The sequence below is a fragment of the Arthrobacter sp. Ha26 genome, assembly GCF_059091705.1.
In genome coordinates, this window is sequence record NZ_JBNHGX010000004.1 from 374,239 (window position 1) to 398,031 (window position 23,793).

The window sequence follows — 23,793 nt, forward strand, 5'->3', positions numbered from 1 at the left end:
GACCATTCCTTCCCCTCGTTCCGGCCCCGACGCCACCTCGGACCTGGGTGCTGCCCGGGCCGCCGCCGCTGCGGAAGCCGGCAGCCAGAAGCCCCGAACCTACGAGGTCCGCACCTTCGGCTGCCAAATGAACGTGCATGATTCGGAACGCATGGCGGGAATGCTGGAGAACGCCGGGTACGTGCCGGCGGACGGCGCGCAGGCTGACGTGGTGGTCTTCAATACCTGCGCCGTCCGGGAAAACGCCGACAACAAGCTCTACGGCAACCTCGGCATCCTCGCTCCGGTGAAGGCAGCCAACCCGGGAATGCAGATCGCCGTGGGCGGCTGCCTGGCACAGAAGGACCGCGAAACCATCCTGAAGAAGGCACCCTGGGTGGACGCCGTCTTCGGCACCCATAACGTTGGCGCCCTGCCCGCCCTGCTGGAACGGGCCCGGCACAACCATGAAGCCCAGCTGGAAATCCTGGAATCCCTGGACGTTTTCCCGTCCACGCTTCCCACGAAGCGGGACTCCGTGTACTCAGGCTGGGTTTCCATTTCGGTCGGCTGCAACAACACCTGCACGTTCTGCATCGTTCCGTCCCTGCGCGGCAAGGAGAAGGACCGCCGCCCGGGAGACATCCTCGCGGAGATCCAGGCCCTCGTGGATGACGGCGCCATCGAAGTCACCCTTCTCGGCCAGAACGTGAACTCCTATGGCGTGGAGTTCGGGGACCGGCTGGCCTTCTCCAAACTCCTGCGTGCCTGCGGCGGGATCGAGGGGCTGGAGCGGGTGCGCTTCACCAGCCCGCACCCGGCCGCCTTCACGGATGATGTCATCGACGCCATGGCTGAGACCCCAAACGTGATGCCACAGCTGCACATGCCGTTGCAATCCGGCTCGGACAAAGTCCTCCGCGACATGCGGCGCTCCTACCGTTCCACCAAGTTCCTCGGCATCCTGGACAAGGTCCGGGAAAAGATTCCGCACGCCGCCATCTCCACCGACATCATCGTCGGCTTTCCCGGGGAAACCGAAGAAGACTTCCAGGCCACCCTGGACGTGGTGGAAAGGTCCCGCTTCGCCACAGCTTTTACCTTCCAGTACTCCAAGCGCCCGGGAACCCCTGCTGCAGACTTGCCGGACCAGTTGCCCAAAGCTGTGGTGCAGGAACGCTTTGAGCGGCTCACCGCCCTTCAGGACCGCATTGCCGCGGAGGAGAACCGGAAGCAGCTCGGCCGCAGGGTGGAGGTGATGGTCACCGCTCAGTCCGGCCGCAAGGCCGGCGAAACCCACCGGCTGTCCGGCCGGTCGCAGGACCAGCGGCTGGTGCACTTCTCGGTACCCGAGGGAGCGCAGGCGCCGCGCCCTGGTGACCTTGTCACGGTCACCATTACGGAGGCCGCAGCTTTCCATCTCGTCGCCGATCCAACCCTGGAGGACTACAGCCTGCGCCGTTCCCGCGCCGGTGACGCCTGGGACAGGTCGCAGGCGGACTCCTGCGGCGTTCCCGCTCCCGTTCCCGGCGCCGGCAACGGCCGGTCCGGAGTCTCCCTCGGGATGCCCTCGCTGCCTGTGCGCACCCGCTGACCGGTGGGCTCTCCGCCTGTCATCGCCGTCGTCGGCCCCACCGGCTCCGGCAAGTCGGACCTTGCCGTCAACCTCGCCCTGGAACTGGACGGCGAAGTGATCAATGCCGATGCCCTGCAGTTCTACCGCGGCATGGACATCGGCACGGCGAAAATCACCCTGGCCGAACGCAGGGGGGTGCCGCACCAACTGCTGGACGTTCTGGACGTGACCCAGGAGGCCAGCGTCTCCACGTTCCAGGAGCAGGCGCGGGCCGCCATCACGGACATCCATTCCCGCGGCAAACGGGCCATCCTGGCCGGCGGCTCCGGACTGTACGTGCGGGCCGCGCTGGACGTCCTGGAGTTTCCCGGGACAGACCCTGCCGTTCGGCAGCAGCTTGAGGATGAGCTGGCAGCCCAGGGTTCCGCTGCGCTGCTGGCTCGGCTCCAGGCCGTGGATCCGGTCTCCGCCGGCCGGCTCGCCGACGACAGGCGCATCATCCGTGCGCTGGAAGTCCATCAGCTCACCGGCCGCCCGTTCAGTTCCTTTATGCCCCAGCGGGAGTACTTCCAGCCTGCAGTGCAGGTGGGCCTCAGCGTGGACCGTGACCAGCTCCGCGAGCGGCTGGCCTTGCGCGTGCACAGGATGGTGGGGGCGGGCCTGCTCGATGAGGTGGAGCGGCTCGAAGCCCACGGCCTGCGGCAGGGCAAAACAGCGCCCCGCGCCCTGGGGTACGCACAGTTCCTCCGGGTGCTCGACGGCGAAGCAACGGTCGCGGAGGCCGCGGAAGAAACCATCGTGGCCACCCGGCAGTTTGCCCGGCGCCAGCTCACCTGGTTCCGGGCCGACCCCCGCATCAACTGGCTGGATTGGCAGGACCCGAACCTGGCCGCGCGCGCCGCCGCAATCTGCCGTTAAGAGCCGCCAGTGACCACGGACTTTTGTCCACCTCGGTGGACGTCCACCCGCCCCAAGTCCGCGGCTCCGCATATTCGCTCCGGTTTCAAGCCTGCCCCGCCCGGCCGGTACCCTTGACACCATGAATGCAACCCTTGCCGAGACCACAACGCACGCCTTCCAGACGCTGGGCGGGCTTCGTTTCTCCAAGGGGCACGGCACCGGCAATGACTTTGTCCTGGTGGCCGATCCTGATGACCGCCACACGATAGCCCCTGAGCAGGTGGCCGCCCTGTGCGACCGGCACCGCGGGATCGGCGGCGACGGGCTCATCCGCGCCGTTCCCTCCCGCTTCCTGCCGGAGGGCCGCGAACTGCTCGTGGCGACGCCCGAAGCCGAGTGGTTCATGGATTACCGCAACGGTGATGGATCACTGTCCGAAATGTGCGGTAACGGCGTCCGCGTCTTTGTGCACTTCCTCCGCGCGGAGGGCCTGGTGGACCTGCCCGACGGCGGAGCCCTCACCATCGGCACCCGCGCCGGCGCCAAAACGGTTGTCAGGACGGGCGAGGATTACGCGGTGGACATGGGCCCATGGGAATTCATCTTCCCCGGCGAGGCCACCGCCAAGGCCATGGACTCGCTGGTGTCCGCGGACGGGCTGGAAGTTCCCCGGCCCGCCCTGTCCGTCAGCATGGGCAATCCCCACACGGTGGTTGCCCTTGCCGAACTCTCGGAACTTGCAGCGACCCGGCTGTACACGGCGCCGGTGGTGGACCCTGTGCCCGCCAACGGCACCAACGTGGAGTTTGTGGTTCCGTCCGAGCCGCTGGTGCACCACGGCGTCGGCTCCGTCACCATGCGCGTCCACGAACGCGGTGTGGGGGAGACCCAGTCCTGCGGTACGGGCGCGTGCGCCGCAGCCGTGGCCATCCGCCACTGGGCCGGAGCGGAAGCGCCGGACGCTTGGCAGGTCCATGTCCCCGGCGGCGTGGTGGGCGTGAAATTTTTCGCCGGCCCCGGCGGGCATGAGCACGTGGAACTCAGCGGGCCCGCCGTTATTGTGGCAAGCGGGACGCTTTCCTGACTTTCAGGATCCGAAACGACTTGGACGTCGACTCGCGGGTCACGGCAAAGGAATCGTCCAATTCTGCCGCCAGCCAGCGCTGCAGCGAGTCCGAGCCCAGGTTCTTTTGCACCACAAGCCAGGCCGTTCCACCCGGTGCCAGCCGGGGCAGCCACAGCTTCAGCAGGGAATGCAGTTCGTCCTTGCCGATCCGGATGGGCGGATTGGACCAGATGGTGTCGAAACGCACTTCCGGTTCTACGGCATCTGGCGTGCTGGCCACCACGTTGGACAATCCCAGTGCTGCCGCGTTCTCGTTGGTTAACGTGATGCAGCGTTCGTTGACGTCCACCGCGTAGACCGTCGAGTGCGGTGCCCGCAGGGCCATCGTCAGCGCGATCGGACCCCAGCCGCAGCCGATATCCAGCAGGTTGCCGGTAGGTGAAGGAGCGGGGACTTCGGCGAGGAGCACCGCCGTTCCCTTGTCGATGCCGTCGGGGCTGAAGATTCCGGTTGAAGTCTGCAGCCGGCGTGTTTCCCCCGCCAGTTCAACCGTGAGCGGCTTGCGGGTGAACGGGCCGGCAGGTGATGAACTGAAATAGTGTGCGGACTCCATAACTGGCCAGAGTAGTTCCCCTTGCAGCGTAATGGGAAACTGCGCCGGGGAGCGGTCTGTTAGGGTTGAACCCATGTTCCTGATCTTCGAGTAGCCGGCACGGGCCCCGCCCGTCCCGAAGAAAATGTCCCACAGCGACGCAGGCTTTCTTAGGCCTTCCGCACATGTGCACCGGACCGCGCCCCTGCGCTGGCTCCGGCCGCCGGACAATACTCGAAAGTCAGCTCCTGCTGCTTCTTTCGCCGATTCTCCGGCGCCTTCCGCTTTCCCACCCCTCGAGGTGGCTGCTACCCCCGGACACATCGCTGCCCGGCGCGAGAAACCAGGAGAACTGCATGACCGCAGGCCGTCAGCCCAGCGCGAATACTTCCCCAATCACCACCAATCGGCACTATTCTGGAACTGCCGAACCTTCAAAGGAGACCATGACCAGCCAGCCCAACACCGGATCCGATTCAGCCTCCCAGGACATGAGTCCTGAGGAAATCCAGGCCGTGATCGACCGGATTCTCTCCAAGGACGTACCGGCCAAAGCCGTCAGCACGCCAGATGCAACGCAGCGCGGCGACGGAAAAGCGGTACTGGGCAAAGCCCAGGCCATCTCCCGCCTGGATGAAGAACACACAACATACGACGGCGACCAGCAGGATCTCGAGGAACGCCGTGCCCTGCGCCGCACGGCAGGGCTGTCCACAGAACTCGAAGACGTCACCGAAGTCGAATACCGGCAGCTGCGCCTGGAACGGGTGGTCCTGGCAGGACTGTGGTCCGAAGGAACCCTCGCGGACGCGGAAAACTCGCTGCGCGAGCTCGCCGCCCTCGCCGAAACCGCAGGCTCCGAGGTCCTTGACGGTTTGGTGCAGCGCCGCGACAAGCCGGACCCGGGAACGTTCCTTGGCTCCGGCAAGGCCCTGGAGCTGAAGGACATCGTGATGTCCACCGGCGCCGACACCGTGGTGGTGGATGCCGAACTGGCCCCGTCGCAGCGGCGTGGCCTTGAGGACATCGTCAAGGTGAAGGTGATCGACCGCACGGCCCTGATCCTGGACATCTTTGCCCAGCATGCCAAGAGCCGGGAAGGCAAGGCCCAGGTTGAGCTGGCGCAGCTCGAGTACCTGCTGCCGCGTCTGCGCGGCTGGGGCGAGTCGATGTCCCGCCAGGCCGGTGGACAGGTGGGCGGTGCCGCGGCGGGTATGGGTTCGCGTGGTCCCGGTGAAACAAAGATCGAACTGGACCGCCGGAGGATCCGCACCCGCATGGCCAAGCTGCGGCGGGAAATCGCCGCGATGAAGCCTGCCCGCGAGACCAAACGCGCCAACCGCCGTCGTAATGAGGTGCCCTCCGTGGCAATCGCCGGGTACACCAACGCCGGCAAATCCTCGCTGCTGAACCGGCTGACGGATGCAGGCGTGCTGGTGGAGAATGCCTTGTTCGCCACGCTGGACCCCACGGTCCGCAAAGCTGAAACAGCGGACGGCCTGGGCTACACCCTGGCGGACACTGTGGGTTTTGTCCGTTCTTTGCCCACCCAGCTGGTAGAGGCTTTCCGTTCCACCCTGGAGGAAGTGGCGGACTCGGACCTGATCCTTCACGTCGTGGACGTTTCGCACCCGGATCCCGAGGGCCAGATTGCTGCCGTCCGCAAGGTCTTCAGCGAAGTGGACGCCCGCAAAGTGCCGGAGATCATCGTCCTGAACAAAGCCGACGCCGCGGATCCCTTTGTGGTGGAGCGGCTGAAGCAGCGGGAACCGCGGCATGTAGTGGTTTCAGCCCGCACGGGGGAAGGAATTCCGCAGCTGCTGCAGGCCGTCAGCGAGGCCATCCCGCGTCCGTCCGTCAAGCTTGACCTCCTCATTCCCTACGACCGCGGGGACCTGGTCAGCAAGCTGCACGAATCGGACGCTGAGATTATCAGCGTTGACCATGATGAAGCCGGTACCCGGGCAGTAGTCAAAGTCCGGGAAGGCCTCGCGGCTGAACTGGAATCATTCGTCACCCATGACTGACCTCGTGGCTGGCGAAGCCACAGGAACGGCCGGCGAGCAGTTCGTTATCGAACTGCTCGACCGGGCCGTTGCGGGCATGGGCGGACAGAGCAGGAGCGGCCAGCACGAGATGGCCAGGCAGGTGGCGCGGGCACTCGAAACCGGGGACCACCTGCTCGTCCAGGCGGGCACGGGTACCGGAAAGTCGCTGGCGTACCTCATACCCCTCATAGCCCATGCGCTGGAGAGCAACAAGCCGGCCCTGGTGTCCACGGCAACGCTTGCCCTGCAGACCCAGATCGTGGGCAGGGACCTTCCCCGGCTCCTGAAAACCATCACTCCAGCCCTGGACCGTCCCGTCAAGGTGGCACTGGTCAAGGGCCGCTCCAACTACGTGTGCCTGCATAAACTCGAAGGGGGATTTCCCTCCGAGGAACCCGCCGAGGGCCAGCTGTTTTCCCTGGGCGAGGACACCAGCGTGCCCCACTTCGCGGCGGCCGTAGGCGGTCCCGCCTCCCAGCTCGGCAAGGAAGTAGTCCGCCTGCGCGAGTGGGCGGAGAAAACCACCACCGGTGACCGGGATGAGCTTCTGCCCGGTGTCACGGACCGCGCCTGGCGGCAGGTCTCCGTCACGTCAATGGAATGCCTGGGGGCGCAGAAGTGCCCCATGGCGGCAGAATGCTTCAGTGAGCTGGCGCGCCAGAATGCTGCAGACGCTGATGTTGTGGTTACCAACCACGCCATGCTTGCCGTCAGCGCTTTTGAGGGCCTGGCCGTGCTGCCCGAGTACGACGTCGTGGTGGTTGATGAGGCGCATGAGCTCCAGGACAGGGTGACTGGCGCCGTATCCGGCCAACTCTCGCTGGCCATGGTCCATGCCGCCGCAGCCGGTGCGCGCAAGCACACGGCCATCACCGTGGATGCGCTCAACGCCGCCGCCGCCAACCTGGAAGTTGCGCTGGCCGGAGTCCCCAACGGGCTGCTGCCGAACGGCCTGAACGATGAGCAGCTGGACTGCGTGGACCAGCTGCGCGAAGCCTGCCGCGCCGCCTTGTCCGACTCCAAGGGGGACAGCAGCACAACGGCCGACGGCGGGCGGCAGCTCGCCCGCTCCCGGCTGATGGTCATCCTGGAGCTGTGCGAACGGCTCCTGGCTGCCCGGGAGAACAGGGAAGTGGTGTGGTTCTCGCGCGCCAGCTCCTTTGATCCCCAGCAGGGATACTCCCAGCCGGACGAGACCGCGCCCGCGCTCATCAACGTTGCCCCGCTGTCCGTAGCCGGCCGGCTCCGTGAGGGACTGTTCGCCGACCATACTGTGGTGCTGACCTCGGCGACCCTGGCCATCGGTTCCGCTTTCGAACCGGCCGCGGGCGGACTGGGCCTGGTTGGGGAGGGCGCGCCCAGCTGGACCGGCGTCGATGTGGGGTCGCCCTTTGACTATCCACGGCAGGGCATCCTCTATGTGGCGGGCCACCTGCCCAAGCCCGGCCGGGGTGTGTCGCCCGAAGCCCTGGCTGAACTGGAGGCGCTCATCCGGGCTTCCAACGGTGGTGCCCTCTGCCTGTTTTCGTCACGGCGCGCGGCGGAGGAGGCAGCCGATGCGTTGAGGCCAAAGCTCGGCACGACTATTCTCTGCCAGGGCGATTCCACCATGACGGCCCTGGTGAAGCAGTTCGCGGACGAACCCGATACCTGCCTCTTCGGCACCATGTCCCTGTGGCAGGGCGTGGATGTTCCTGGTGGATCCTGCCGGCTTGTGGTCATTGACCGGATTCCGTTCCCGCGGCCGGACGATCCACTGATGACGGCCCGGTCACGTGCCGTGGCGCAGGCCGGCGGCAACGGCTTTATGTCCGTTTCGGCCACCCACGCCGCCATCCGGCTGGCCCAGGGGGCAGGACGGCTGATCCGTTCCACCGGCGACAAGGGCGTGGTGGCGGTACTGGACTCCAGGCTGGCCACCGAACGGTATGCAGGGTTCCTCCGTGGCGCGCTCCCGCCCTTCTGGCCCACGACGGACCGGAAGACGGCCATTGCGGCGCTCGAGCGGCTGGCGCAGGAGAACTCCTGATGCTCCCGGTGACGCCCTGGCGCTGCCGGTGACGCCCTGGCGCCGCCGGGGCGTCACCTGCGTAATCTACATTCCGTTGCCTAAAGAGAGCGGAGCACCGAGACAACCTTGCCCATGATGGTGGCATGGTCACCCAAAATGGGTTCGTATTGGGTGTTCTGCGGCAGCAGCCACGTGTGGCCGTCACGCTGCCGGAAGGTCTTTACCGTGGCTTCATCATCCAGCAATGCCGCGACGATATCGCCGTTCGCGGCATCCGCCTGGCGGCGTACCACCACCCAGTCGCCGTCGCAGATCGCTGCATCCACCATGGAATCACCGGCAACCTTGAGCATAAACAGTTCCCCTTGGCCCACCAGCTGCCGGGGGAGCGCCAGGACATCCTCCACCACTTGATCGGCCAGGATGGGACCGCCGGCAGCGATGCGGCCCACGAGGGGAACCATGGCCGTGTCCATGGCGGTGGGGAGTTCGGTTACCGTGCCGCCGCTGCCCTGCAGAAGGGCAGAGGGCTCAGCTGGAGGCTTGGATGAGCCACCGTCCAGCGTGAGGGGCATCAGCACCTCCATGGCGCGCGGCCGTTTCGGGTCCCGGCGAAGATAACCGAGCTTTTCCAGCTGCGACAGCTGGTGAGTGACGCTGGACAGGCTCGCCAGGCCCACGGTGTCGCCGATTTCGCGCATTGACGGCGGATAGCCGTTGTCGTTGACCGAGCGCTGGATGGTTTCGAGGATTTTCTTCTGCCGCGGCGTCAGGCCCTTGGCGCTCTTCTTCGGTTGGGAGGTTGCCCTGCCCCCGGCGGCTGCTGCTGCCATATTCGCCAATGCCTTTCGGGTTTGCCCGGCTTTTCGGCCCGGACCTGGAGGTGCCGCCGTAATTGTCAGACCCTGCTGATCAACTTCAGAGGTGGTTGTTCTTGTCTTCAAAGCTAGGCCAGCCGCATTGCATTTTCAAACATTTGTTCTAGCGAGTCTCGACATTATTCGTTGATAGGTGCTAAAACAGAGAAAGCAAAGTTCGAACATGTGTTCTATTCGGTTTCGAACCGTTCGAAAACCCGGACCAGGTCCGCGGGGATCAGGGCGGGCGCCGGGGAAGACATCGGGCAGCACGGTCAGTCCAGGAGGGCTCAGTTCATGTCAGCTACATCTGCTTCAGAGGGTTCGCGCCCACAGCTTCTTTCGATGGATCAACTCATGTCGCAGCCGCGACTCCGGCAGGCGCGGCGTACGCCGCCCCTGCCGCCGCTTCGCCTGACCCGCCGCGGGAAGATTGTCCTGATCGGCTTCCCGCTGGTCCTGCTGGCGGCCTTGCTGCTCTCCCTGGCCGGCTTCTTCAACTCGCCTGCAAAGGCGTCAGACACAGCGGCGGACCTCTCTGTAACCCCCACTGTCACGGTCACTGTGCAGCCGGGCCAGTCGCTGTGGGCCATCGCCGGAACCGTAGACCCGGAGCGGGACGCGCGTGACGTCGTGGCAGACATCGTGCAGCTGAACAACCTCAGTGCCGGCGCGGTCCACCCCGGGCAGCAGCTTTATGTGCCCACGCGGTAACTGCACGCCGATTGCGAACAGGGCACCGTCACATTTTCCGGTCCCCGAAAGGGGCACTAAACTGTTCAGGTGAATCACCAGCTAGAGCGCCTGAACCGGCTTCCCCTCCGCAACAACCTTCGTGGGCTTACCCCGTACGGTGCACCACAGCTGGATGTTCCCATCCTCCTCAACGTCAACGAGAACACCCATGGTGTGCCCGAGGGCGTCCGGGCCGCCATCAGTGCGGCAGTGACAGAGGCCGCCGCCGGACTGAACCGGTACCCCGACCGTGAGTTCACCGACTTGCGGAAGGCCCTGGCCGAATACATGGGACATGGACTCGGACCCTCCAATGTCTGGGCGGCCAACGGCTCCAACGAAGTGCTCCAGCAGATTCTGCAGGCTTTCGGCGGCCCGGGCCGCACGGCGCTCGGCTTCCCGCCCACGTACTCGATGTACCCGCTGCTGGCCAGCGGTACGGACACCGAATACCTTGTGGGCGAACGCGCCGAGGGGTACGGCCTCAGTGCAGAGTCTGCCGCGCTGCAGGTCAAAGAACTGCAGCCCAACATCGTTTTCCTCTGCTCGCCGAACAACCCCACAGGAACAGCTCTCGGGCTCGACGTTGTGGAAGCTGTCTATGAAGCCGGAGAAGCCAGCCAGGCGATCATCATTGTTGATGAGGCCTATCACGAGTTCGCGCACGACGGAACGCCCAGCGCACTGACCCTGCTGCCAGGCCGCGAACGGCTGATTGTCTCGCGGACCATGAGCAAGGCTTTTGCCCTGGCAGGCGCGCGCCTGGGCTACCTGGCCGCGGCGCCTGAGGTCACCGACGCCCTGCGCCTGGTGCGCCTGCCGTACCACCTCTCCGCCATTACGCAGGCAACTGCCCTGGCAGCGCTCCAGCACCGCGAGGCGCTGATGGCAGATGTTGAGGACATCAAGAAGCAGCGCGACAGGATTGTGGCCGAGTTGACCAGGATGGGCCTCAAACCCGCCGCGTCAGACTCAAATTTCGTGTTCTTCGGCGGGGTGGAGAATCCGCACCAGGTCTGGCAGGGGCTGCTCGACGCAGGGGTCCTGATCCGCGACGTTGGAATTCCGGGCTATCTTCGCGTCACTGCCGGCACTGAGACCGAAACCACAGCTTTCCTCACATCCCTCGAAAGCATCCTTGCCGGCCAGTCCGGGCTTCCCGCCTAGACTGGAAGTACCGGCGCTGGACGCCCTGAACCACTCCTTCTTCCCAAAGGACACTTGACCATGAGTTCCACCGGATCCACTGCGGCCAGGACCGCGCGCATGGAGCGTGCCACCAGCGAGTCCTCCGTGCTCGTGGAAATCAACCTCGACGGTACCGGCGTCTCGGACATCGACACGTCGGTGCCCTTCTATGACCACATGCTCACCGCGCTCTGCAAGCACTCACTCATCGACCTGACGGTGAAAGCAACCGGTGACACCCACATCGACGTCCACCACACCGTCGAGGATGTAGCCATCACGTTCGGTGAGGTGCTGCGCACCGCCCTGGGCAACAAGGCGGGAATCCGCCGCTTCGGTGAAGCCACCGTGCCCCTGGACGAGGCATTGGCGCACGCCGTGGTGGACGTTTCCGGCCGCCCGTACCTGGTGCACGGCGGGGAACCCGCAGGCCAGGAGTACCACCTGATCGGCGGCCACTTCACTGGCTCGCTCACCCGCCACGTCTTTGAAGCAATCACCCTCCACGCCGGGATCTGCCTGCACATGAATGTGATCGCCGGAAGGGACCCGCACCACATCGTCGAAGCCCAGTTCAAGGCGTTCGCACGTGCCCTTCGCGCTGCCGTGGAGTCCGATCCCCGGGTTGAGGGCATCCCCTCCACCAAGGGCGCGCTGTGAGCGGCCAGGTCCTTCGGGACGGCGCCATCATCGATCCCTCGGCTGCGCAGAAGCTGCCGTCGCCGGAGGGCAAACCCACCGTCACGGTGCTCGACTACGGTTCGGGGAACGTCCGTTCCGCTGTACGTGCCCTGGAACGGGCAGGGGCCGAGGTAATCCTCAGCTCAAAACCCGAGGATGTACTGAACGCGGACGGCCTGGTGGTGCCCGGCGTCGGCGCGTTCGAGACCGTGATGCGTGAGCTCAAGGCTGTGGACGGCATCCGCCTCATCGGCCGCCGCGTCGCCGGTGGACGCCCCGTCCTGGGCATCTGCGTAGGGCTCCAGGTGCTGTTCGAGGCGGGCGTGGAACACGGCACCGAGGCTGAAGGCATGGGCGAATGGCCCGGCAAGGTGGAACTCCTTCCCGCGGAGGTGGTACCCCACATGGGCTGGAACACGGTCAAGGTGCCGGAAGGTTCCAAGCTGTTCGCCGGCGTTGAAAACGAGCGCTTCTACTTCGTCCACTCCTATGGCGTGCAGGAATGGAACTTCGACGTCGTCCAGCCGCGGATGGCCGCGCCGCTGGTCACCTGGTCCGAGCACGGCGCTCCGTTCATCGCCGCAGTGGAAAACGGTCCGCTCTGCGCAACCCAGTTCCACCCGGAAAAGTCCGGCGACGCCGGAGCGCAGCTCCTGCGCAACTGGGTGGAGGCACTCCGCCGGCCCGCCGATGCAGGCAACCCGACGCCGGAAACGTCCGCCGGCGGAGACGCCTAGTGTGGTCTGTCCTGCTGATGGGCCTCGCCGGCCTGCTCATCGGCGGCGGCATCTCCTTCCGGCAGCAGCACAAACCGCTCTGGACCCAGGTGTCCTTCTACGTCCTGGCCGCCATGGCACTGCTTGCCGCCTATCTGCTGACGCTGCCCGCCAGCTAGCGCCCTGCCCACCTGTTCCCCCAACTTTCGAGGATATTGATGAACACCGCTACCGACCTGCCGGTTCTTGAACTCCTGCCCGCCGTCGACGTCGTCAACGGCCAGGCCGTCAGGCTGGTCCAAGGCGAGGCGGGCAGCGAAACAAGCTACGGAACCCCGCTGGAAGCGGCACTGAACTGGCAGCAGCAGGGCGCCGAGTGGGTCCATCTGGTGGACCTGGACGCCGCCTTCGGCCGTGGCTCCAATGCGGACCTGCTGCGCGATGTGGTGGGCAGGCTGGACATCAACGTGGAACTTTCCGGCGGCCTCCGGGATGACGAAACGCTTGAGGCAGCACTGGACCTCGGCGTGGCACGGGTCAACCTTGGTACGGCCGCCCTGGAAAACCCCGAGTGGACCCGCCGGGCCATCGAACGCTTCGGCGACAAGATCGCCGTCGGCCTCGATGTCCGCGGAACCACCCTGGCCGGCCGCGGCTGGACCAAGGAAGGCGGGGACCTCTGGGACGTCCTGGGCAGGCTCGAAGAGGCCGGCTGCTCCCGTTACGTGGTCACCGATGTGACCAAAGACGGGACGCTCCAGGGCCCCAACGTGGAGCTGCTCCGCCAGATGGTCGAAAAGACCGGCAAGCCCGTGGTGGCTTCGGGAGGTATTTCCAGCCTGGACGACCTGAAGGTCCTGCGCTCCCTGGTACCGCTGGGAGTTGAAGGAGCCATTGTGGGCAAGGCCCTGTACGCTGGTGCCTTCACCCTGCCCGAGGCCCTCGACGTCGCCGGCCGCCGCTAGCCGGCCAGGCGCAACACCGTGGCCAGCACCCAACCCGGACCGGGCACGCCTCCGCAACGCCACCTCCCCGGACACATCGCAGCAGCACTGGCAGGCGCCGGTGGTGCCGCCGACTCCGCGGGCCAGCCCTGGGCGGGCCGGAGCCTGGCGGGGGAGCACGCCAGGATCCACAACTTCGACAACGACGACGGACTGGCCGACGCCGGATACCTGGCCGCCGTCGCGGCCCTGCAGGCTGGTCACGGGGACGAGGCCGCCGTGGTGGCCTCCCTCGCCACCGCGCGCGTCTTCATCCCGATCGTTGCCCAGCTCGCTGAAGAAGCCGAAGGCCAGGACGGCCTGCACGCCAATAAGCAGGCGGACATGGCCCTGGTGACCCTGAAAGCCGCCGACGGCAGGACGGCCATGCCGGCGTTCACGTCCGCCGCAGCGCTCGGCTCCTGGCACCCGGATGCGCGGCCCGTAGCGGTCTACGCCGCCCGCGCAGCCCTTTCTGCCGTGGCGGAAGGCGCCGAACTGCTGGTCCTTGACCCGGGCTCGGCGGTGACCTTTGTGGTCCGGCGGCCTGCCCTGTGGGCACTGGCCCAGCAGCAAGACTGGATTCCGTCCTACTCGGATGACGCCGTCGGCCACCAGATGCGGCAGGCGGCGGCGCGCTTCCCCGCGGTGCATGGCCTGGAGCTTCTGCCGGGCAGGGGAGTGGCAGCCCGTACTGCTGACGGAACCCTCCTCGCCGGCGGAGGCGCCGGTCCCGAGATGCAGGCGGTCCTTTATCTGGAGGACGGCCTGGATGCAGCCGCAGTACAGGACCTGGTGGCCGGACTCCAGGCGGAGTGGTCCCGGAATGTATTGTTTGGTGAGCGGGTCGATTCGATCGAGATAAAACTCCGGCGCGCTGTCCACTAGCTGCGGCGAGGAGGGGGATCCCCGGCCGGCTGCGGCAGACCGAAGGATTCTTTCGTGAATTTCGCTCTCTACCGGGAGTTGCTCGCCGTGCGGCCCATCAGGCGGCTGCTCCTGGTGGGCATGATCGCCCGTATTCCGCACTCCGCCGCCGGTGTGCTGCTGACCCTGCACATTGTCCTCACCCTCGACCAGGGATACGCCGCGGCAGGTACCGCCGCGGCCGTGATGACCATTGGCATCGCCCTTGGTGCCCCCTGGCGCGGACGACGGGTGGATACGGTGGGCCTGCGCAGGGCCCTGATTCCTTCAGTGGTGTCCGAGACCGTCATCTGGTCCGTAGTGCCGCACGTGTCCTACCAATGGCTCCTGCCACTGGTCTTCGTGGGCGGGCTCCTCACGCTGCCCATCTTCAGCGTGGTACGGCAATCCCTGGGGGTACTGGCCGACGACGATCAGCGCCGCACAGCCTTCGCCCTGGATGCAATCACCACCGAAGTGGTCTTTATGATCGGTCCTGCCGCCGGAGCCATTGTGGCCACCAGCGGTTTCAGCGTAGCCGGCCTGACGATTGTGGGAGTTTCAACGTCCCTGGCGGGCCTGTTCCTGATGTGGTTCAACCCGCCCACCCGCAGTGCCACCACCTCGGAAAACTGCGAGGCGGACCAGCAGCGGGCAGCCGAGGCCGCCGTCGTCTCCACCGCGCCAGCCCACCCGCAGGAAGCCGCGGCGGACCTGGCACCCGCTGCTGCCCACAGCGCCCGCAGCGTTGGGCTCAGGGAGAAGGTGGCGGGCAACTTCACCTGGTTCACCGCCACCGTGGCCGCGCTCTTCGCTGTTGCCGCGGGAGCCGGAATGGTCCTCAGCGGCACGGACGTGGGAATAGTCGCAGCACTCGAAACGGGCGGGCACCAGGCCGAAATCGGCATCGTGTTCCTGTTCTGGTGCGCCGCCTCGGTGGTGGGCGGGCTCATCTACGGCGCCATGCACCGGCCGATTTCGCCCATTGTCCTGCTCCTTGGCATGGCCGCCCTGACCATCCCCATGGGGTTCGCCCACGACACGTGGACCCTCGCCCTGGTTGCCATCCTGCCGGGGCTGCTGTGCGCCCCGGTGCTCTCGTCGGCATCCGAGAAGGTGACGGACCTGGTGGAGGAGGCGCGGCGGGGCGAGGCAATGGGCTGGTATGGCTCCGCCCTTACTGCGGGAGTGGCGTTTGGCGCTCCGCTGGCGGGCGTTTTCATCGACCAGGTGGGCGCGTCCGGAGGCTTTATTGCGGTGGGTGCCGCGGGCGTGGCACTGTGCCTTGTGGGGCTGGCCCTCCAGCGCCGCCGTCGGGCCAAGGTCCGCGCATAGGGACCGGGCGGTTCCGCAGGAAGTTAAAGCGCGACGGCAGGCCTCCCTTGGTGAGGAGGCCCGCCGTCGGAATCAGCGAGTGGCGCGCTGCGTCAGTTAACGGCGCCCGTGTACTTCTCGCCCGGGCCCTTGCCCGGTGCGTCGGGGATCAGCGACTCTTCGCGGAAGGCCAGCTGCAGTGACCGCAGGCCGTCACGCAACGGTCCCGCGTGCTGGGAGCCGATTTCGGGGGCTGCCGCGGTCACCAGGCCGGCCAGCGCAGTGATCAGTTTCCGTGCCTCGTCGAGGTCCTTGAGCTCCTCGGCGTTGTCTTCCGCCGCCAGGCCGAGTTTGACGGCCGCGGCGCTCATCAGGTGGACGGCTGCGGTGGTGATGACCTCGATGGCCGGCACTTCGGAAATGTCGCGGATCTGCTGGGAGACGTCCGAAGCGGCGTCCGCAGGCTCGAAAACGTACGAATTACTGTCTGGGGTGCTCATACTGGTAAGCTTGACACAGACCGACTGGATGTCGTTATTTCAGAAGAAACGATCAAGGTTCCCGCAACCCTTGGGTTGTTCGGGAATTTTTTCTGTAAGATGGCATGCAGTTTGCAAGCGGAGTTCTCTCCCACCCGCGTCAGCCGCTGTTCCGTCAGTTGATGGAACGCAAGGTTGCCGGGTACCTGGTTGGCAGTGGTAACCGGCACGTTCCGGAACCCGATGTGACGTTTCCTTTAGGACTCGCACAACCAGTCTTCGAGGCCTTCGATTGCTCCGGCAATTGGGGGCCTTCTCTATTTGCCGGATCCCACAACAACACAGGAGCTTTAACATTAGCGAGCCAAGAATCAATGAGCGTATCCGCGTCCCCGAGGTGCGGCTGGTCGGCCCTGCAGGTGAACAGGTAGGAATCGTCCGTATTGAGGATGCCCTGCGTCTGGCCGCCGAGTCCGACCTTGATCTCGTTGAAGTTGCACCTCAGGCGAAGCCTCCGGTGTGCAAGCTGATGGACTTCGGCAAGTACAAGTACGAGGCCGCGGTCAAGGCACGTGAAGCCCGGAAGAACCAGACGAACACCGTTCTGAAGGAAATCCGCTTCCGCCTGAAGATCGACACCCACGACTACGAGACCAAGCGCGGGCACGCACTGCGCTTCCTCGGCGCCGGGGACAAGGTGAAGGCCATGATCCAGTTCCGTGGCCGTGAACAGCAGCGTCCGGAGATGGGCATCCGCCTGCTCCAGCGCTTTGCCGACGACGTCGCCGAAGTGGGTGTGGTGGAATCCAGCCCCCGCATCGACGGCCGCAACATGGTCATGGTGGTCGGCCCGCTGAAGAACAAGGCCGAGGCCAAGGCCGAAGCACGCCGCGCTACGCAGCGGGCTGAAGCGAAAGCCCAGAACGAAGCCAAGGCTTCCGGCCGCATCGACGTATCCGGTGATGACCAGGCACCCCTGACGCAGTCCCTGGCGGACCTGCTGCCTGAGGGTTTCACGGTCTCAACGGAGCCTGAGGCAGCCGACGAAGCCCCCGCGCAGGAGGCGGCTCCCGCCGTCGAGCCTGCCGCTGAAGAAGCTCCGGCCAAGGCCGCTGAAGCTCCCAAGCAGGAGGCTCCCAAGCAGGAAGTCCCCACGCGGGAAGCCCCCAAGGCTGCTGCACCTAAGCAGGAAGCCCCCAAGGCAGCTGCTCCGAAGCAGGAAGCCCCCAAGGCTGCTGCACCTAAGCAGGAAGCCCCGAAGGTTGCTGCACCGGCGCCACGGCCCGCTGCCGAGAAGCCCGAAGCTGCCAAGCCGGCAGCTGCGGCGCCGAAGCCCGCAGCAGTCCCTGCGCCGCCGAAGCCGGTGGCCAGGCCCGCTGCACCCAAACCCGCTGCCCGCCCTGCCCCCAAGGCAGTGCCGAAGCCGGCTGGTAAGAAGACCACTTAGTCCACAGCTGCCGGGGGTCCACCCTCCGGCAGTCAGCAACCAGCACGCCGCCCCCAGGGGCAGCTGCGCGATAGAACTGCAGGCCCAGCCTGCGGACACGTAAGGAGATCGGTTCCCATGCCGAAGATGAAGACCCACAGTGGTGCTAAGAAGCGCTTCAAGCTGACCGGCAGCGGCAAGCTGCGCCGCCAGCAGGCCAACCGCCGCCACTACCTCGAGCACAAGTCCTCCAGGCTGACCCGCCGCCTCGCCGGCGACAAGATCGTCTTCAAGGGCGACGCCAAGGTCATCCGGAAGATGCTCGGCATCTAGTTTCCAAGTTCTTTGACTGACCACCACCTGGTGTAAGTCACCTACCAAAAAGCCTTCTCAGGCCGCCGGGAATCCGGCAGTAGATGCTTGGGATCAGAATTTCGAAGGAGTACGCACGTGGCACGTGTGAAGAGGGCAGTCAACGCCCACAAGAAGCGCCGGGTTATCCTTGAACGCGCAAAGGGCTACCGTGGACAGCGTTCACGCCTGTACCGCAAGGCCAAAGAGCAGCTGCTGCACTCGTTTGTGTACAGCTACGGCGACCGCAAGAAGAAGAAGGGCGACTTCCGCCGTCTCTGGATCCAGCGCATCAACGCTGCGTCCCGCGCCAACGGCCTCACCTACAACCGTCTTATCCAGGGCCTGAAGGCTGCTGAGGTTGAGGTTGACCGCCGCATGCTGGCCGAGCTGGCTGTTTCCGACGCCAACGCGTTCGCCGCGCTGGTCCAGGTCGCCAAGGACTCCCTGCCTGCCGACACCTCCGCCAAGAAGGTCGCCGCCGCGCAGTAGCAACTGCCTTCCCTCGTACCAGGGGCAGTTCAGGAACCGGTGGCTCCAGCCACTAAAGTTTCCTATATGAACGAAACCGGGCGCCCGCAGGATTTACCACTCTCCAACCCCCGAGCAGATCGGGTGAGGGACGTGGCAAAACTTGCCGGGCGCCCGGCGCGTTTAAAGCGCCGACAATTCCTGGCCGAAGGCCCGCAAGCCGTCCGTGAAGCGTTGAAGCTGCACCAGCAGCGCCTGGCCGGGGGAGCGCCCGGTGTGGTCACCGAGGTGTTTGCCAGTGAAAGCTGCCTGGACAGGTTCCCCGAATTCGAGGAGCTTGCCGAGGGCACGAATGCCCGGTTGGCTACCGACGATGTCCTGGCAGCCATGGCGGACACGGTCAACCCCCAGGGCATCATTGCTGTCTGCCGGTTCGTGGACGTACCGCTTGAGGAAGTGCTCGACGCCGGCCCGCGCCTGATTGCCGTGCTCTGCCAGGTCCGGGACCCGGGAAATGCGGGAACAGTCCTGCGGGCCGCCGATTCGGCGGGCGCGGACGCAGTCATCCTCACCGGCTCCAGCGTTGACATCTACAATCCCAAGGCCGTCCGTTCCACCGCCGGTTCGCTGTTCCACCTGCCCGTAGTGCTGGGGGCGGACGTCACGGAACTGGCGGCTGCGTGCCGGGCACGGGGGATCGGCATCCTGGCGGCGGACGGCTATGGTTCGCTCAACCTTGACGCACTGCAGGACGAGAATGCCCGGCGCCGGTTGACGGGGGACGGCACCCCGTCGGAATACGAACTGGAAAAGCCTACCGCGTGGTTGTTCGGCAACGAGGCGCAGGGTCTGTCCCAGGCTGAGCTTGACCTGGCGGACCACCGGGTGGCGGTGCCCGTGTACGGGGCGGCGGAAAGCCTCAACCTCGGCACGGCCGCCACAGTGTGCCTCTATGCCAGTGCCCGTTCCCAGCATCTCCCGGCAGTCCTGCCGGGGTAGCTGAACTGCTGGCTGACAACGCAGCGAGGGCCCCGGATAATCCGGAGCCCTCGCTTGTGTGAACTGTGAATGGTGACCGGAAACTCAGGGAGCGCGTGTTGCCTTGCCGCGTCCGGTGATGGCGCCGTAGATGCTGGCGACCACAAGGCCGCCTACGATGGCGAGAATCCACGTGCCGAGATCGAAGAAGGCCAGATCGCCTTTGTTGAAGAGCAGGCTGCCGATCCAGCCGCCTACTATTGCGCCCACCACGCCCAGGATCAGGCTGGTGACCCAACCGCCGCCCACCCTGCCGGGCATCACGGCTTTAACGATGGCCCCGACGATGAGGCCGAGAATGATCCAAGCAAGAAAACCCATGTCTCCTCCTTATAGTGACCGGGATATACGGTCCCGATGAGCTTCAAGCTAACATAGGGCCCCGTGGTTGTCAGCAGCCTTAGGCCTGTCGCTGGTGGATGCCTGCTGCCAGTGCGGGTACGGTAACTATGGGCGGAGCCGAGGCAGGATCCGCAAATTCCGTAGTGTTCCAAAAACCGTAAAAGAGGTGAAGCCCCTTGGCTGCTAGTGGCGGTACAAAGGCGATTATTGCGGCTCTGGCTGCTAACCTGACCATCGCCGTCCTGAAATTTGTTGCGTATTTCCTGACGCGATCGTCGTCGATGCTTGCTGAAGCCATCCACTCCGTGGCCGACTCCGGCAACCAGATCCTGTTGCTGGTGGGTGGGAAGAAAGCACAGCGCGCTGCCAGCCCGGAGCATCCCTTCGGTTATGGCCGCGAACGCTACATCTACGCCTTCATCGTGTCCATCGTGCTGTTCAGTGTGGGCGGACTCTTTGCCCTCTATGAGGCATGGGAGAAGTTCCAGCACCCGCACGCCATAGAAGGCGACTTCTGGTGGGTCCCGCTGGCAGTGCTGGTCGGAGCGGTCATCGCCGAATCCTTCTCGTTCCGGACAGCCATCAAGGAATCCAACCACCTGCGCGGACAGCAGTCGTGGGCGAAGTTTGTCCGCAGCGCCAAGCAGCCGGAACTTCCAGTCATCCTGCTCGAGGACCTCGGCGCGCTCCTGGGCCTGGTGTTCGCCCTCGTCGGCGTGAGCATGACGCTTGTGACCGGCGACGGACTCTGGGACGCTGCGGGTACGGCGATGATCGGCCTCCTGCTTGTGGCCATCGCCGTCATCCTTGCCCTGGAGACCAAGTCCCTGCTCCTGGGTGAATCGGCGTCCAAGGATGACCTGGAGCGGATCGCCCAGGCCATTGAGGCCGACGGGAGCCGGATCATCCATCTCAAGACCCTGCACCTGGGGCCGGAGGAACTGCTGGTGGCGGCCAAGATCGCCATCAACCGCAACGCCACCGGCGAGGAGATTGCCAGGGAAATCGATAGTGCAGAAGCCCGCATCCGGTCAGCTGTCTCCATTGCCAGGGTGATCTACCTGGAGCCGGACCTCCACCGTTCAGATGCCGCAGGTGCCGGCCAGCAGCCCGCCGCCGTGGCGCCCGGCTCCTAGGGCTGCCCCGGAAGCAATATAGCGTCCACTAGCCGCTGGCCGCCCTTATTCAGGCGGCCAGCGGTTTTTTGCGCTCCAGCAGGCCGCTGGCCACCGCAACTCCCAGGCCCAGGACGGCCAGGCCGGCACCGACAAACGCTGGGGCTACATAGCCCCAGCCCCAGGCGATCACGAGCCCGCCCAGGAAAGCTCCAAGGGCGTTGGCCACGTTCAACGCGGCGTGGTTCAGGGACGAGGCCAGCGACGGGGCGTCGGGGGAGGCATCCAGGAGGCGGGTCTGCAGCGCGGGAATGAGCATTGATCCGGCAGCGCCCACCACAAACACCATCACCAGGGCTGACCAGGGCCAGTGTGCGGCGATGGCATATGCCACCAGGGCTGCAGCGATGGCCGGCAGCACGCTGTAGAGCGTACCCATCACGGACTTGTCGGCGAGCCGGCCGCCCACCACGTTGCCGGCCACCATGCCCAGGCCATACAACGCCACCACCAGGGGAATCAGCGAGGAGGGCAGGCCTGCAACGTTGGTCATGGTGTGGGAGATGTAGGTGTAGGTGGCAAAGAAGCCGCCAAAGCCCACAATGCCCACCAGGAGGGCAAGCCAGACCTGGAGCCGCTTAAGCGCCCCGAGCTCGCGCCGGATGCTGGCGTCGGGATGGGCCTTGTGGAAGGGAACAAACCGCCAGATCAGCACCAGGGTGAGCATTCCCAGCAGGCCTACAAGGATGAAGAGCAGCCGCCAGCCGTAGGTCTGACCCACCCACGTGGCAGCCGGAACGCCGATCACGTTCGAGATGCTGAGGCCGGCCATCACCATTGAGATGGCCCAGCCGCGGCGGGTGGGCGGCACCAATGAGGCGGCGATGACGGCAGCAACACCGAAGAAGGCGCCGTGCGGCAGCCCGGCCGCGAACCGCGAAACCAGCATGGTTCCGTAATCGGGGGCCAGGAACGAGGCCAGGTTGGCGATGGTGAAGAACAGCATCAGGCCGAGCGCCAGGTTCTTGCGGGGCAGCTTGGCGCCGACGGCGGCCAGCAGCGGTGCGCCCACCACCACTCCCAGCGCGTAGGCGGAGATGAGGTGTCCGGCTTCGGGGGTACTGATACCCAGGCCCTGTTCCACTTCCTTGAGGAGGCCCATCATGGTGAACTCGGTGACCCCGATACCCACCCCGCCCATGGCAAGGGCAATGATGGCCATCGCGATGTGGGGAACTGTGGTGCTGGTAGGCGTGGGTGACTGTAAAACGCTGCTCATGTGCCTGCTTTTCGGGGTACTGGAAATACAAGGTGGGCTGCAGCCACGGCAGCGGGGCTGGTTTTGGGCGCCTGGACTCCCGTGACAACCGGCGGTATGGCGGACGTATTCCCCGCGGTGGAACCGGTGCCCTGGCTATCCCATTGTCCCCCATAGAATGGGGCGGTGACTGGACTGATACAGGTGGTGGGCGGAGCCGTCGTGGACCGCCTCGCGGAACCGTCCATGCTGCTGGTGGCGCGGCGCAGTGCACCGGAGAAGCTGGCCGGTCTGTGGGAGTTTCCGGGCGGCAAGGTGGAGCCGGGCGAGGACCCCGAAGCGGCGCTGTGCCGTGAACTGGACGAGGAACTGGGAATCGGGGTACAGCTTGGCGCTGAGCTTCGCGCGGATTCCCCCAACGGCTGGCCTTTGAACCACCGGGCCAGTATGCGTGTCTGGTTCGCGGAGATTCTGGCAGGCGAGCCGGAGCCGCTCGAGGACCACGATGAACTCCGGTGGGTCTCACTGGCTGACCAGGATGAGGTTCTTGGCCTGCCTTGGATTCCAGCCGACTTCCCGATCGTGCGGGAGTTGCTGGCGGCACTCGGTGTGCCCGCCGCAGGCATGCGCTAAAACCCGCAGGCACTGCCTGCTAGAACAGGGTAGCTTGCGTCCCTGGCCGGGGGTGGGCGGGCACCGTGGGCAGGGCGGCCGGGATGATGCCGGCCGGGTACTCGGCTTCTTCGCCGCGGGGATCGTCAAGGTCCCTGTGGCTGAAGCCTGACGACTGGGAAAATCCGTATCGCGCCTTGAAGTGGCGGACCCGTCCGGCCAGCCAGGCCCGGTATTCCTTCGAGGCGTAGGAGCCGGTGCCATAAAGCCGCTGATAACGTCCCACCAGCTCAGGATGATTGGCGGCCATCCACTTCATGAACCACTCCCTGGTGCCGCCCGGCTTCAGGTAGAGGGCACCGGCAGTAACGCCGGTGGCTCCGGCGGAAGCGAGGGAGGCAAAAAGGGAGTCCAGGGCGTCATCGCTGTCCGTAAGCCAGGGCAGGATGGGCATGGCCATAACGCCGCAGGGGAGTCCGGCCTCGCGAAGCCGGGAGACCAGCTTGAGCCGCGCCCGCGGTCCGGGGGTGCCGGGCTCGATGGCCTCGGACAATGCTTCATTGGTCATGGCGAGTGAGATGCCAAGGCCCACCGGCACCTGGGTGGCGGCACTCTTCAACAGCGGAATGTCCCTGGCCAGCAGGGTTCCCTTGGTGAGGATGGACAAGGGAGTGCCGGACTCAGCCAGCGCGGTGATGATCCCGGGCATCAGTTGGTAGCGTCCCTCGGCGCGCTGGTACGGATCGGTGTTGGTTCCCAGGGCAACCTGCTGGTGCGTCCAGGACGGCTTGGCCAGCTCCTTCCGGAGAACCTCCGCCGCGTTGACTTTCACCACCACCTGGCTGTCAAAGTCCCGCCCGGCGTCGAGGTCAAGATAGGTGTGCGTCTTCCTGGCGAAACAGTACACGCAGGCATGGCTGCACCCGCGGTAGGGGTTGATGGTCCATTCAAACGGCATCCGCGAACCTGCCGGCACCTTGTTGAGCACCGATTTGGCGGTGACCTCATGAAAAGTGATACCGGCGAAGTCCGGCGTTGTGACGGAACGGACCAGGCCGGCCAGGGGAAGCAGTGCAGGAGCGGCACCATTTGCAGCTGTTGGTGCCGGCGGCGGCATCAGTGCTTGGGAGTCCCATCTCATGGCTCCAT

General features: G+C 65.6%; 25 protein-coding genes. 19 read left to right on the forward strand and 6 right to left on the reverse strand.

The genetic code is table 11. From position 1 onward, the window contains the following. Nucleotides 1-43: 43 nt before the first annotated feature. The 3 genes from miaB to dapF all read left to right on the forward strand — a co-directional run bounded on the left by miaB (nt 44) and on the right by dapF (nt 3,539). A complete protein-coding gene (miaB, locus tag AC5RVY_RS12435) occupies nt 44-1,573 on the forward strand; it encodes a tRNA (N6-isopentenyl adenosine(37)-C2)-methylthiotransferase MiaB (RefSeq protein ID WP_493955063.1) in 1,530 nt (509 codons plus the stop codon). Between the two features lie 3 nt (nt 1,574-1,576). Continuing rightward, nucleotides 1,577-2,473, forward strand: coding sequence for a tRNA (adenosine(37)-N6)-dimethylallyltransferase MiaA (miaA, locus tag AC5RVY_RS12440; RefSeq protein WP_493955006.1), 897 nt, complete (start codon nt 1,577-1,579; stop codon nt 2,471-2,473). A gap of 121 nt (nt 2,474-2,594) precedes the next feature. Beyond that, the gene (dapF, locus tag AC5RVY_RS12445) at nt 2,595-3,539 is read left to right on the forward strand and encodes a diaminopimelate epimerase (RefSeq protein WP_493955007.1); all 945 of its coding nucleotides are present in this window, start codon (nt 2,595-2,597) and stop codon (nt 3,537-3,539) included. Here the strand turns inward: dapF and AC5RVY_RS12450 are convergent. After that, nucleotides 3,511-4,134, reverse strand: a complete 624-nt coding sequence (locus AC5RVY_RS12450) for a class I SAM-dependent methyltransferase (protein ID WP_493955008.1) — start codon at nt 4,132-4,134, stop codon at nt 3,511-3,513. The genes dapF and AC5RVY_RS12450 overlap by 29 nt on opposite strands. A 425-nt stretch (nt 4,135-4,559) precedes the next feature. On the opposite strand from AC5RVY_RS12450, the gene hflX reads away from it, so the two are divergent. Then, nucleotides 4,560-6,140 carry a GTPase HflX gene (hflX, locus tag AC5RVY_RS12455; protein ID WP_493955009.1) on the forward strand — a complete coding sequence of 527 codons (1,581 nt, stop codon included), beginning with the start codon at nt 4,560-4,562 and terminating at the stop codon, nt 6,138-6,140. Then, nucleotides 6,133-8,190 (forward strand): ATP-dependent DNA helicase, encoded by a 2,058-nt coding sequence (locus AC5RVY_RS12460; protein ID WP_493955010.1) that lies wholly within the window; start codon nt 6,133-6,135, stop codon nt 8,188-8,190. The genes hflX and AC5RVY_RS12460 overlap by 8 nt, the downstream gene beginning before the upstream one ends. A gap of 80 nt (nt 8,191-8,270) precedes the next feature. Here the strand turns inward: AC5RVY_RS12460 and lexA are convergent, their stop codons facing one another. Further along, entirely contained in the window at nt 8,271-9,005 is a 735-nt protein-coding gene (gene lexA / locus AC5RVY_RS12465; protein WP_493955011.1) for a transcriptional repressor LexA, read from the reverse strand. A gap of 381 nt (nt 9,006-9,386) precedes the next feature. On the opposite strand from lexA, the gene AC5RVY_RS12470 reads away from it, so the two are divergent. From AC5RVY_RS12470 to AC5RVY_RS12505, 8 genes are all read left to right on the forward strand, one after another. After that, nucleotides 9,387-9,743 (forward strand): LysM peptidoglycan-binding domain-containing protein, encoded by a 357-nt coding sequence (locus AC5RVY_RS12470; protein WP_493955012.1) that lies wholly within the window; start codon nt 9,387-9,389, stop codon nt 9,741-9,743. Between the two features lie 69 nt (nt 9,744-9,812). Further along, on the forward strand, nt 9,813-10,931 hold the full coding sequence (locus AC5RVY_RS12475; protein WP_493955013.1) for a histidinol-phosphate transaminase: 1,119 nt from the start codon (nt 9,813-9,815) through the stop codon (nt 10,929-10,931). Between the two features lie 60 nt (nt 10,932-10,991). Then, entirely contained in the window at nt 10,992-11,612 is a 621-nt protein-coding gene (gene hisB, locus AC5RVY_RS12480) for an imidazoleglycerol-phosphate dehydratase HisB (protein WP_050055651.1), read from the forward strand. Beyond that, the gene (hisH, locus tag AC5RVY_RS12485) at nt 11,609-12,370 is read left to right on the forward strand and encodes an imidazole glycerol phosphate synthase subunit HisH (protein WP_493955014.1); all 762 of its coding nucleotides are present in this window, start codon (nt 11,609-11,611) and stop codon (nt 12,368-12,370) included. The genes hisB and hisH overlap by 4 nt, the downstream gene beginning before the upstream one ends. Then, nucleotides 12,370-12,528: a hypothetical protein gene (locus AC5RVY_RS12490; RefSeq protein ID WP_493955015.1), complete on the forward strand. Its 159-nt coding sequence runs from the start codon at nt 12,370-12,372 to the stop codon at nt 12,526-12,528. The genes hisH and AC5RVY_RS12490 overlap by 1 nt, the downstream gene beginning before the upstream one ends. A 39-nt stretch (nt 12,529-12,567) precedes the next feature. Further along, on the forward strand, nt 12,568-13,314 hold the full coding sequence (gene priA, locus AC5RVY_RS12495; RefSeq protein WP_493955016.1) for a bifunctional 1-(5-phosphoribosyl)-5-((5-phosphoribosylamino)methylideneamino)imidazole-4-carboxamide isomerase/phosphoribosylanthranilate isomerase PriA: 747 nt from the start codon (nt 12,568-12,570) through the stop codon (nt 13,312-13,314). Between the two features lie 18 nt (nt 13,315-13,332). Then, a complete protein-coding gene (locus tag AC5RVY_RS12500) occupies nt 13,333-14,220 on the forward strand; it encodes an SseB family protein (RefSeq protein WP_493955017.1) in 888 nt (295 codons plus the stop codon). 54 nt (nt 14,221-14,274) lie between these two features. Continuing rightward, entirely contained in the window at nt 14,275-15,573 is a 1,299-nt protein-coding gene (locus AC5RVY_RS12505) for an MFS transporter (protein WP_493955018.1), read from the forward strand. A 92-nt stretch (nt 15,574-15,665) separates the two neighbouring features. On the opposite strand, the gene AC5RVY_RS12510 is transcribed toward AC5RVY_RS12505, so the two are convergent. Continuing rightward, nucleotides 15,666-16,052 carry a DUF1844 domain-containing protein gene (locus AC5RVY_RS12510; RefSeq protein ID WP_493955019.1) on the reverse strand — a complete coding sequence of 129 codons (387 nt, stop codon included), beginning with the start codon at nt 16,050-16,052 and terminating at the stop codon, nt 15,666-15,668. Nucleotides 16,053-16,428: 376 nt separating this feature from the next. Here AC5RVY_RS12510 and infC point away from each other — a divergent pair, with 376 nt between their 5' ends. From infC to AC5RVY_RS12530, 4 genes are all read left to right on the forward strand, one after another. Next, nucleotides 16,429-17,478: a translation initiation factor IF-3 gene (infC, locus tag AC5RVY_RS12515; RefSeq protein ID WP_493955020.1), complete on the forward strand. Its 1,050-nt coding sequence runs from the start codon at nt 16,429-16,431 to the stop codon at nt 17,476-17,478. A 117-nt stretch (nt 17,479-17,595) separates the two neighbouring features. After that, nucleotides 17,596-17,790 carry a 50S ribosomal protein L35 gene (gene rpmI, locus AC5RVY_RS12520; RefSeq protein WP_009358635.1) on the forward strand — a complete coding sequence of 65 codons (195 nt, stop codon included), beginning with the start codon at nt 17,596-17,598 and terminating at the stop codon, nt 17,788-17,790. Between the two features lie 117 nt (nt 17,791-17,907). Continuing rightward, nucleotides 17,908-18,300, forward strand: a complete 393-nt coding sequence (gene rplT, locus AC5RVY_RS12525; RefSeq protein ID WP_104042761.1) for a 50S ribosomal protein L20 — start codon at nt 17,908-17,910, stop codon at nt 18,298-18,300. Nucleotides 18,301-18,366: 66 nt separating this feature from the next. Next, nucleotides 18,367-19,278, forward strand: coding sequence for a TrmH family RNA methyltransferase (locus AC5RVY_RS12530; protein ID WP_493955021.1), 912 nt, complete (start codon nt 18,367-18,369; stop codon nt 19,276-19,278). Between the two features lie 84 nt (nt 19,279-19,362). Here AC5RVY_RS12530 and AC5RVY_RS12535 read toward each other — a convergent pair whose 3' ends face one another. Then, nucleotides 19,363-19,638 carry a GlsB/YeaQ/YmgE family stress response membrane protein gene (locus AC5RVY_RS12535; protein WP_493955022.1) on the reverse strand — a complete coding sequence of 92 codons (276 nt, stop codon included), beginning with the start codon at nt 19,636-19,638 and terminating at the stop codon, nt 19,363-19,365. Between the two features lie 197 nt (nt 19,639-19,835). On the opposite strand from AC5RVY_RS12535, the gene AC5RVY_RS12540 reads away from it, so the two are divergent. Next, on the forward strand, nt 19,836-20,795 hold the full coding sequence (locus tag AC5RVY_RS12540; RefSeq protein WP_493955023.1) for a cation diffusion facilitator family transporter: 960 nt from the start codon (nt 19,836-19,838) through the stop codon (nt 20,793-20,795). A 49-nt stretch (nt 20,796-20,844) separates the two neighbouring features. On the opposite strand, the gene AC5RVY_RS12545 is transcribed toward AC5RVY_RS12540, so the two are convergent. Next, nucleotides 20,845-22,053 (reverse strand): MFS transporter, encoded by a 1,209-nt coding sequence (locus tag AC5RVY_RS12545; protein ID WP_493955024.1) that lies wholly within the window; start codon nt 22,051-22,053, stop codon nt 20,845-20,847. A gap of 165 nt (nt 22,054-22,218) precedes the next feature. Here AC5RVY_RS12545 and AC5RVY_RS12550 point away from each other — a divergent pair, with 165 nt between their 5' ends. Then, nucleotides 22,219-22,665: a (deoxy)nucleoside triphosphate pyrophosphohydrolase gene (locus AC5RVY_RS12550; protein WP_493955025.1), complete on the forward strand. Its 447-nt coding sequence runs from the start codon at nt 22,219-22,221 to the stop codon at nt 22,663-22,665. Nucleotides 22,666-22,684: 19 nt separating this feature from the next. On the opposite strand, the gene AC5RVY_RS12555 is transcribed toward AC5RVY_RS12550, so the two are convergent. After that, nucleotides 22,685-23,785 (reverse strand): Rv2578c family radical SAM protein, encoded by a 1,101-nt coding sequence (locus tag AC5RVY_RS12555; RefSeq protein WP_493955026.1) that lies wholly within the window; start codon nt 23,783-23,785, stop codon nt 22,685-22,687. Nucleotides 23,786-23,793: the final 8 nt, after the last annotated feature.

What these genes read in the sequence shown, in the direction of transcription:
- AC5RVY_RS12555 (WP_493955026.1), bottom strand. Translation starts at nt 23,785, where the DNA reads ATGAGATGGGACTCCCAAGCACTGATGCCGCCGCCGGCACCAACAGCT.
- lexA (WP_493955011.1), bottom strand. Translation starts at nt 9,005, where the DNA reads ATGGCAGCAGCAGCCGCCGGGGGCAGGGCAACCTCCCAACCGAAGAAG.
- hisB (WP_050055651.1), top strand. Translation starts at nt 10,992, where the DNA reads ATGAGTTCCACCGGATCCACTGCGGCCAGGACCGCGCGCATGGAGCGT.
- dapF (WP_493955007.1), top strand. Translation starts at nt 2,595, where the DNA reads ATGAATGCAACCCTTGCCGAGACCACAACGCACGCCTTCCAGACGCTG.
- AC5RVY_RS12450 (WP_493955008.1), bottom strand. Translation starts at nt 4,134, where the DNA reads ATGGAGTCCGCACACTATTTCAGTTCATCACCTGCCGGCCCGTTCACC.
- AC5RVY_RS12545 (WP_493955024.1), bottom strand. Translation starts at nt 22,053, where the DNA reads ATGAGCAGCGTTTTACAGTCACCCACGCCTACCAGCACCACAGTTCCC.
- AC5RVY_RS12530 (WP_493955021.1), top strand. Translation starts at nt 18,367, where the DNA reads ATGAACGAAACCGGGCGCCCGCAGGATTTACCACTCTCCAACCCCCGA.
- rpmI (WP_009358635.1), top strand. Translation starts at nt 17,596, where the DNA reads ATGCCGAAGATGAAGACCCACAGTGGTGCTAAGAAGCGCTTCAAGCTG.
- priA (WP_493955016.1), top strand. Translation starts at nt 12,568, where the DNA reads ATGAACACCGCTACCGACCTGCCGGTTCTTGAACTCCTGCCCGCCGTC.
- AC5RVY_RS12470 (WP_493955012.1), top strand. Translation starts at nt 9,387, where the DNA reads ATGTCGCAGCCGCGACTCCGGCAGGCGCGGCGTACGCCGCCCCTGCCG.
- hflX (WP_493955009.1), top strand. Translation starts at nt 4,560, where the DNA reads ATGACCAGCCAGCCCAACACCGGATCCGATTCAGCCTCCCAGGACATG.
- AC5RVY_RS12460 (WP_493955010.1), top strand. Translation starts at nt 6,133, where the DNA reads ATGACTGACCTCGTGGCTGGCGAAGCCACAGGAACGGCCGGCGAGCAG.
- AC5RVY_RS12535 (WP_493955022.1), bottom strand. Translation starts at nt 19,638, where the DNA reads ATGGGTTTTCTTGCTTGGATCATTCTCGGCCTCATCGTCGGGGCCATC.
- AC5RVY_RS12510 (WP_493955019.1), bottom strand. Translation starts at nt 16,052, where the DNA reads ATGAGCACCCCAGACAGTAATTCGTACGTTTTCGAGCCTGCGGACGCC.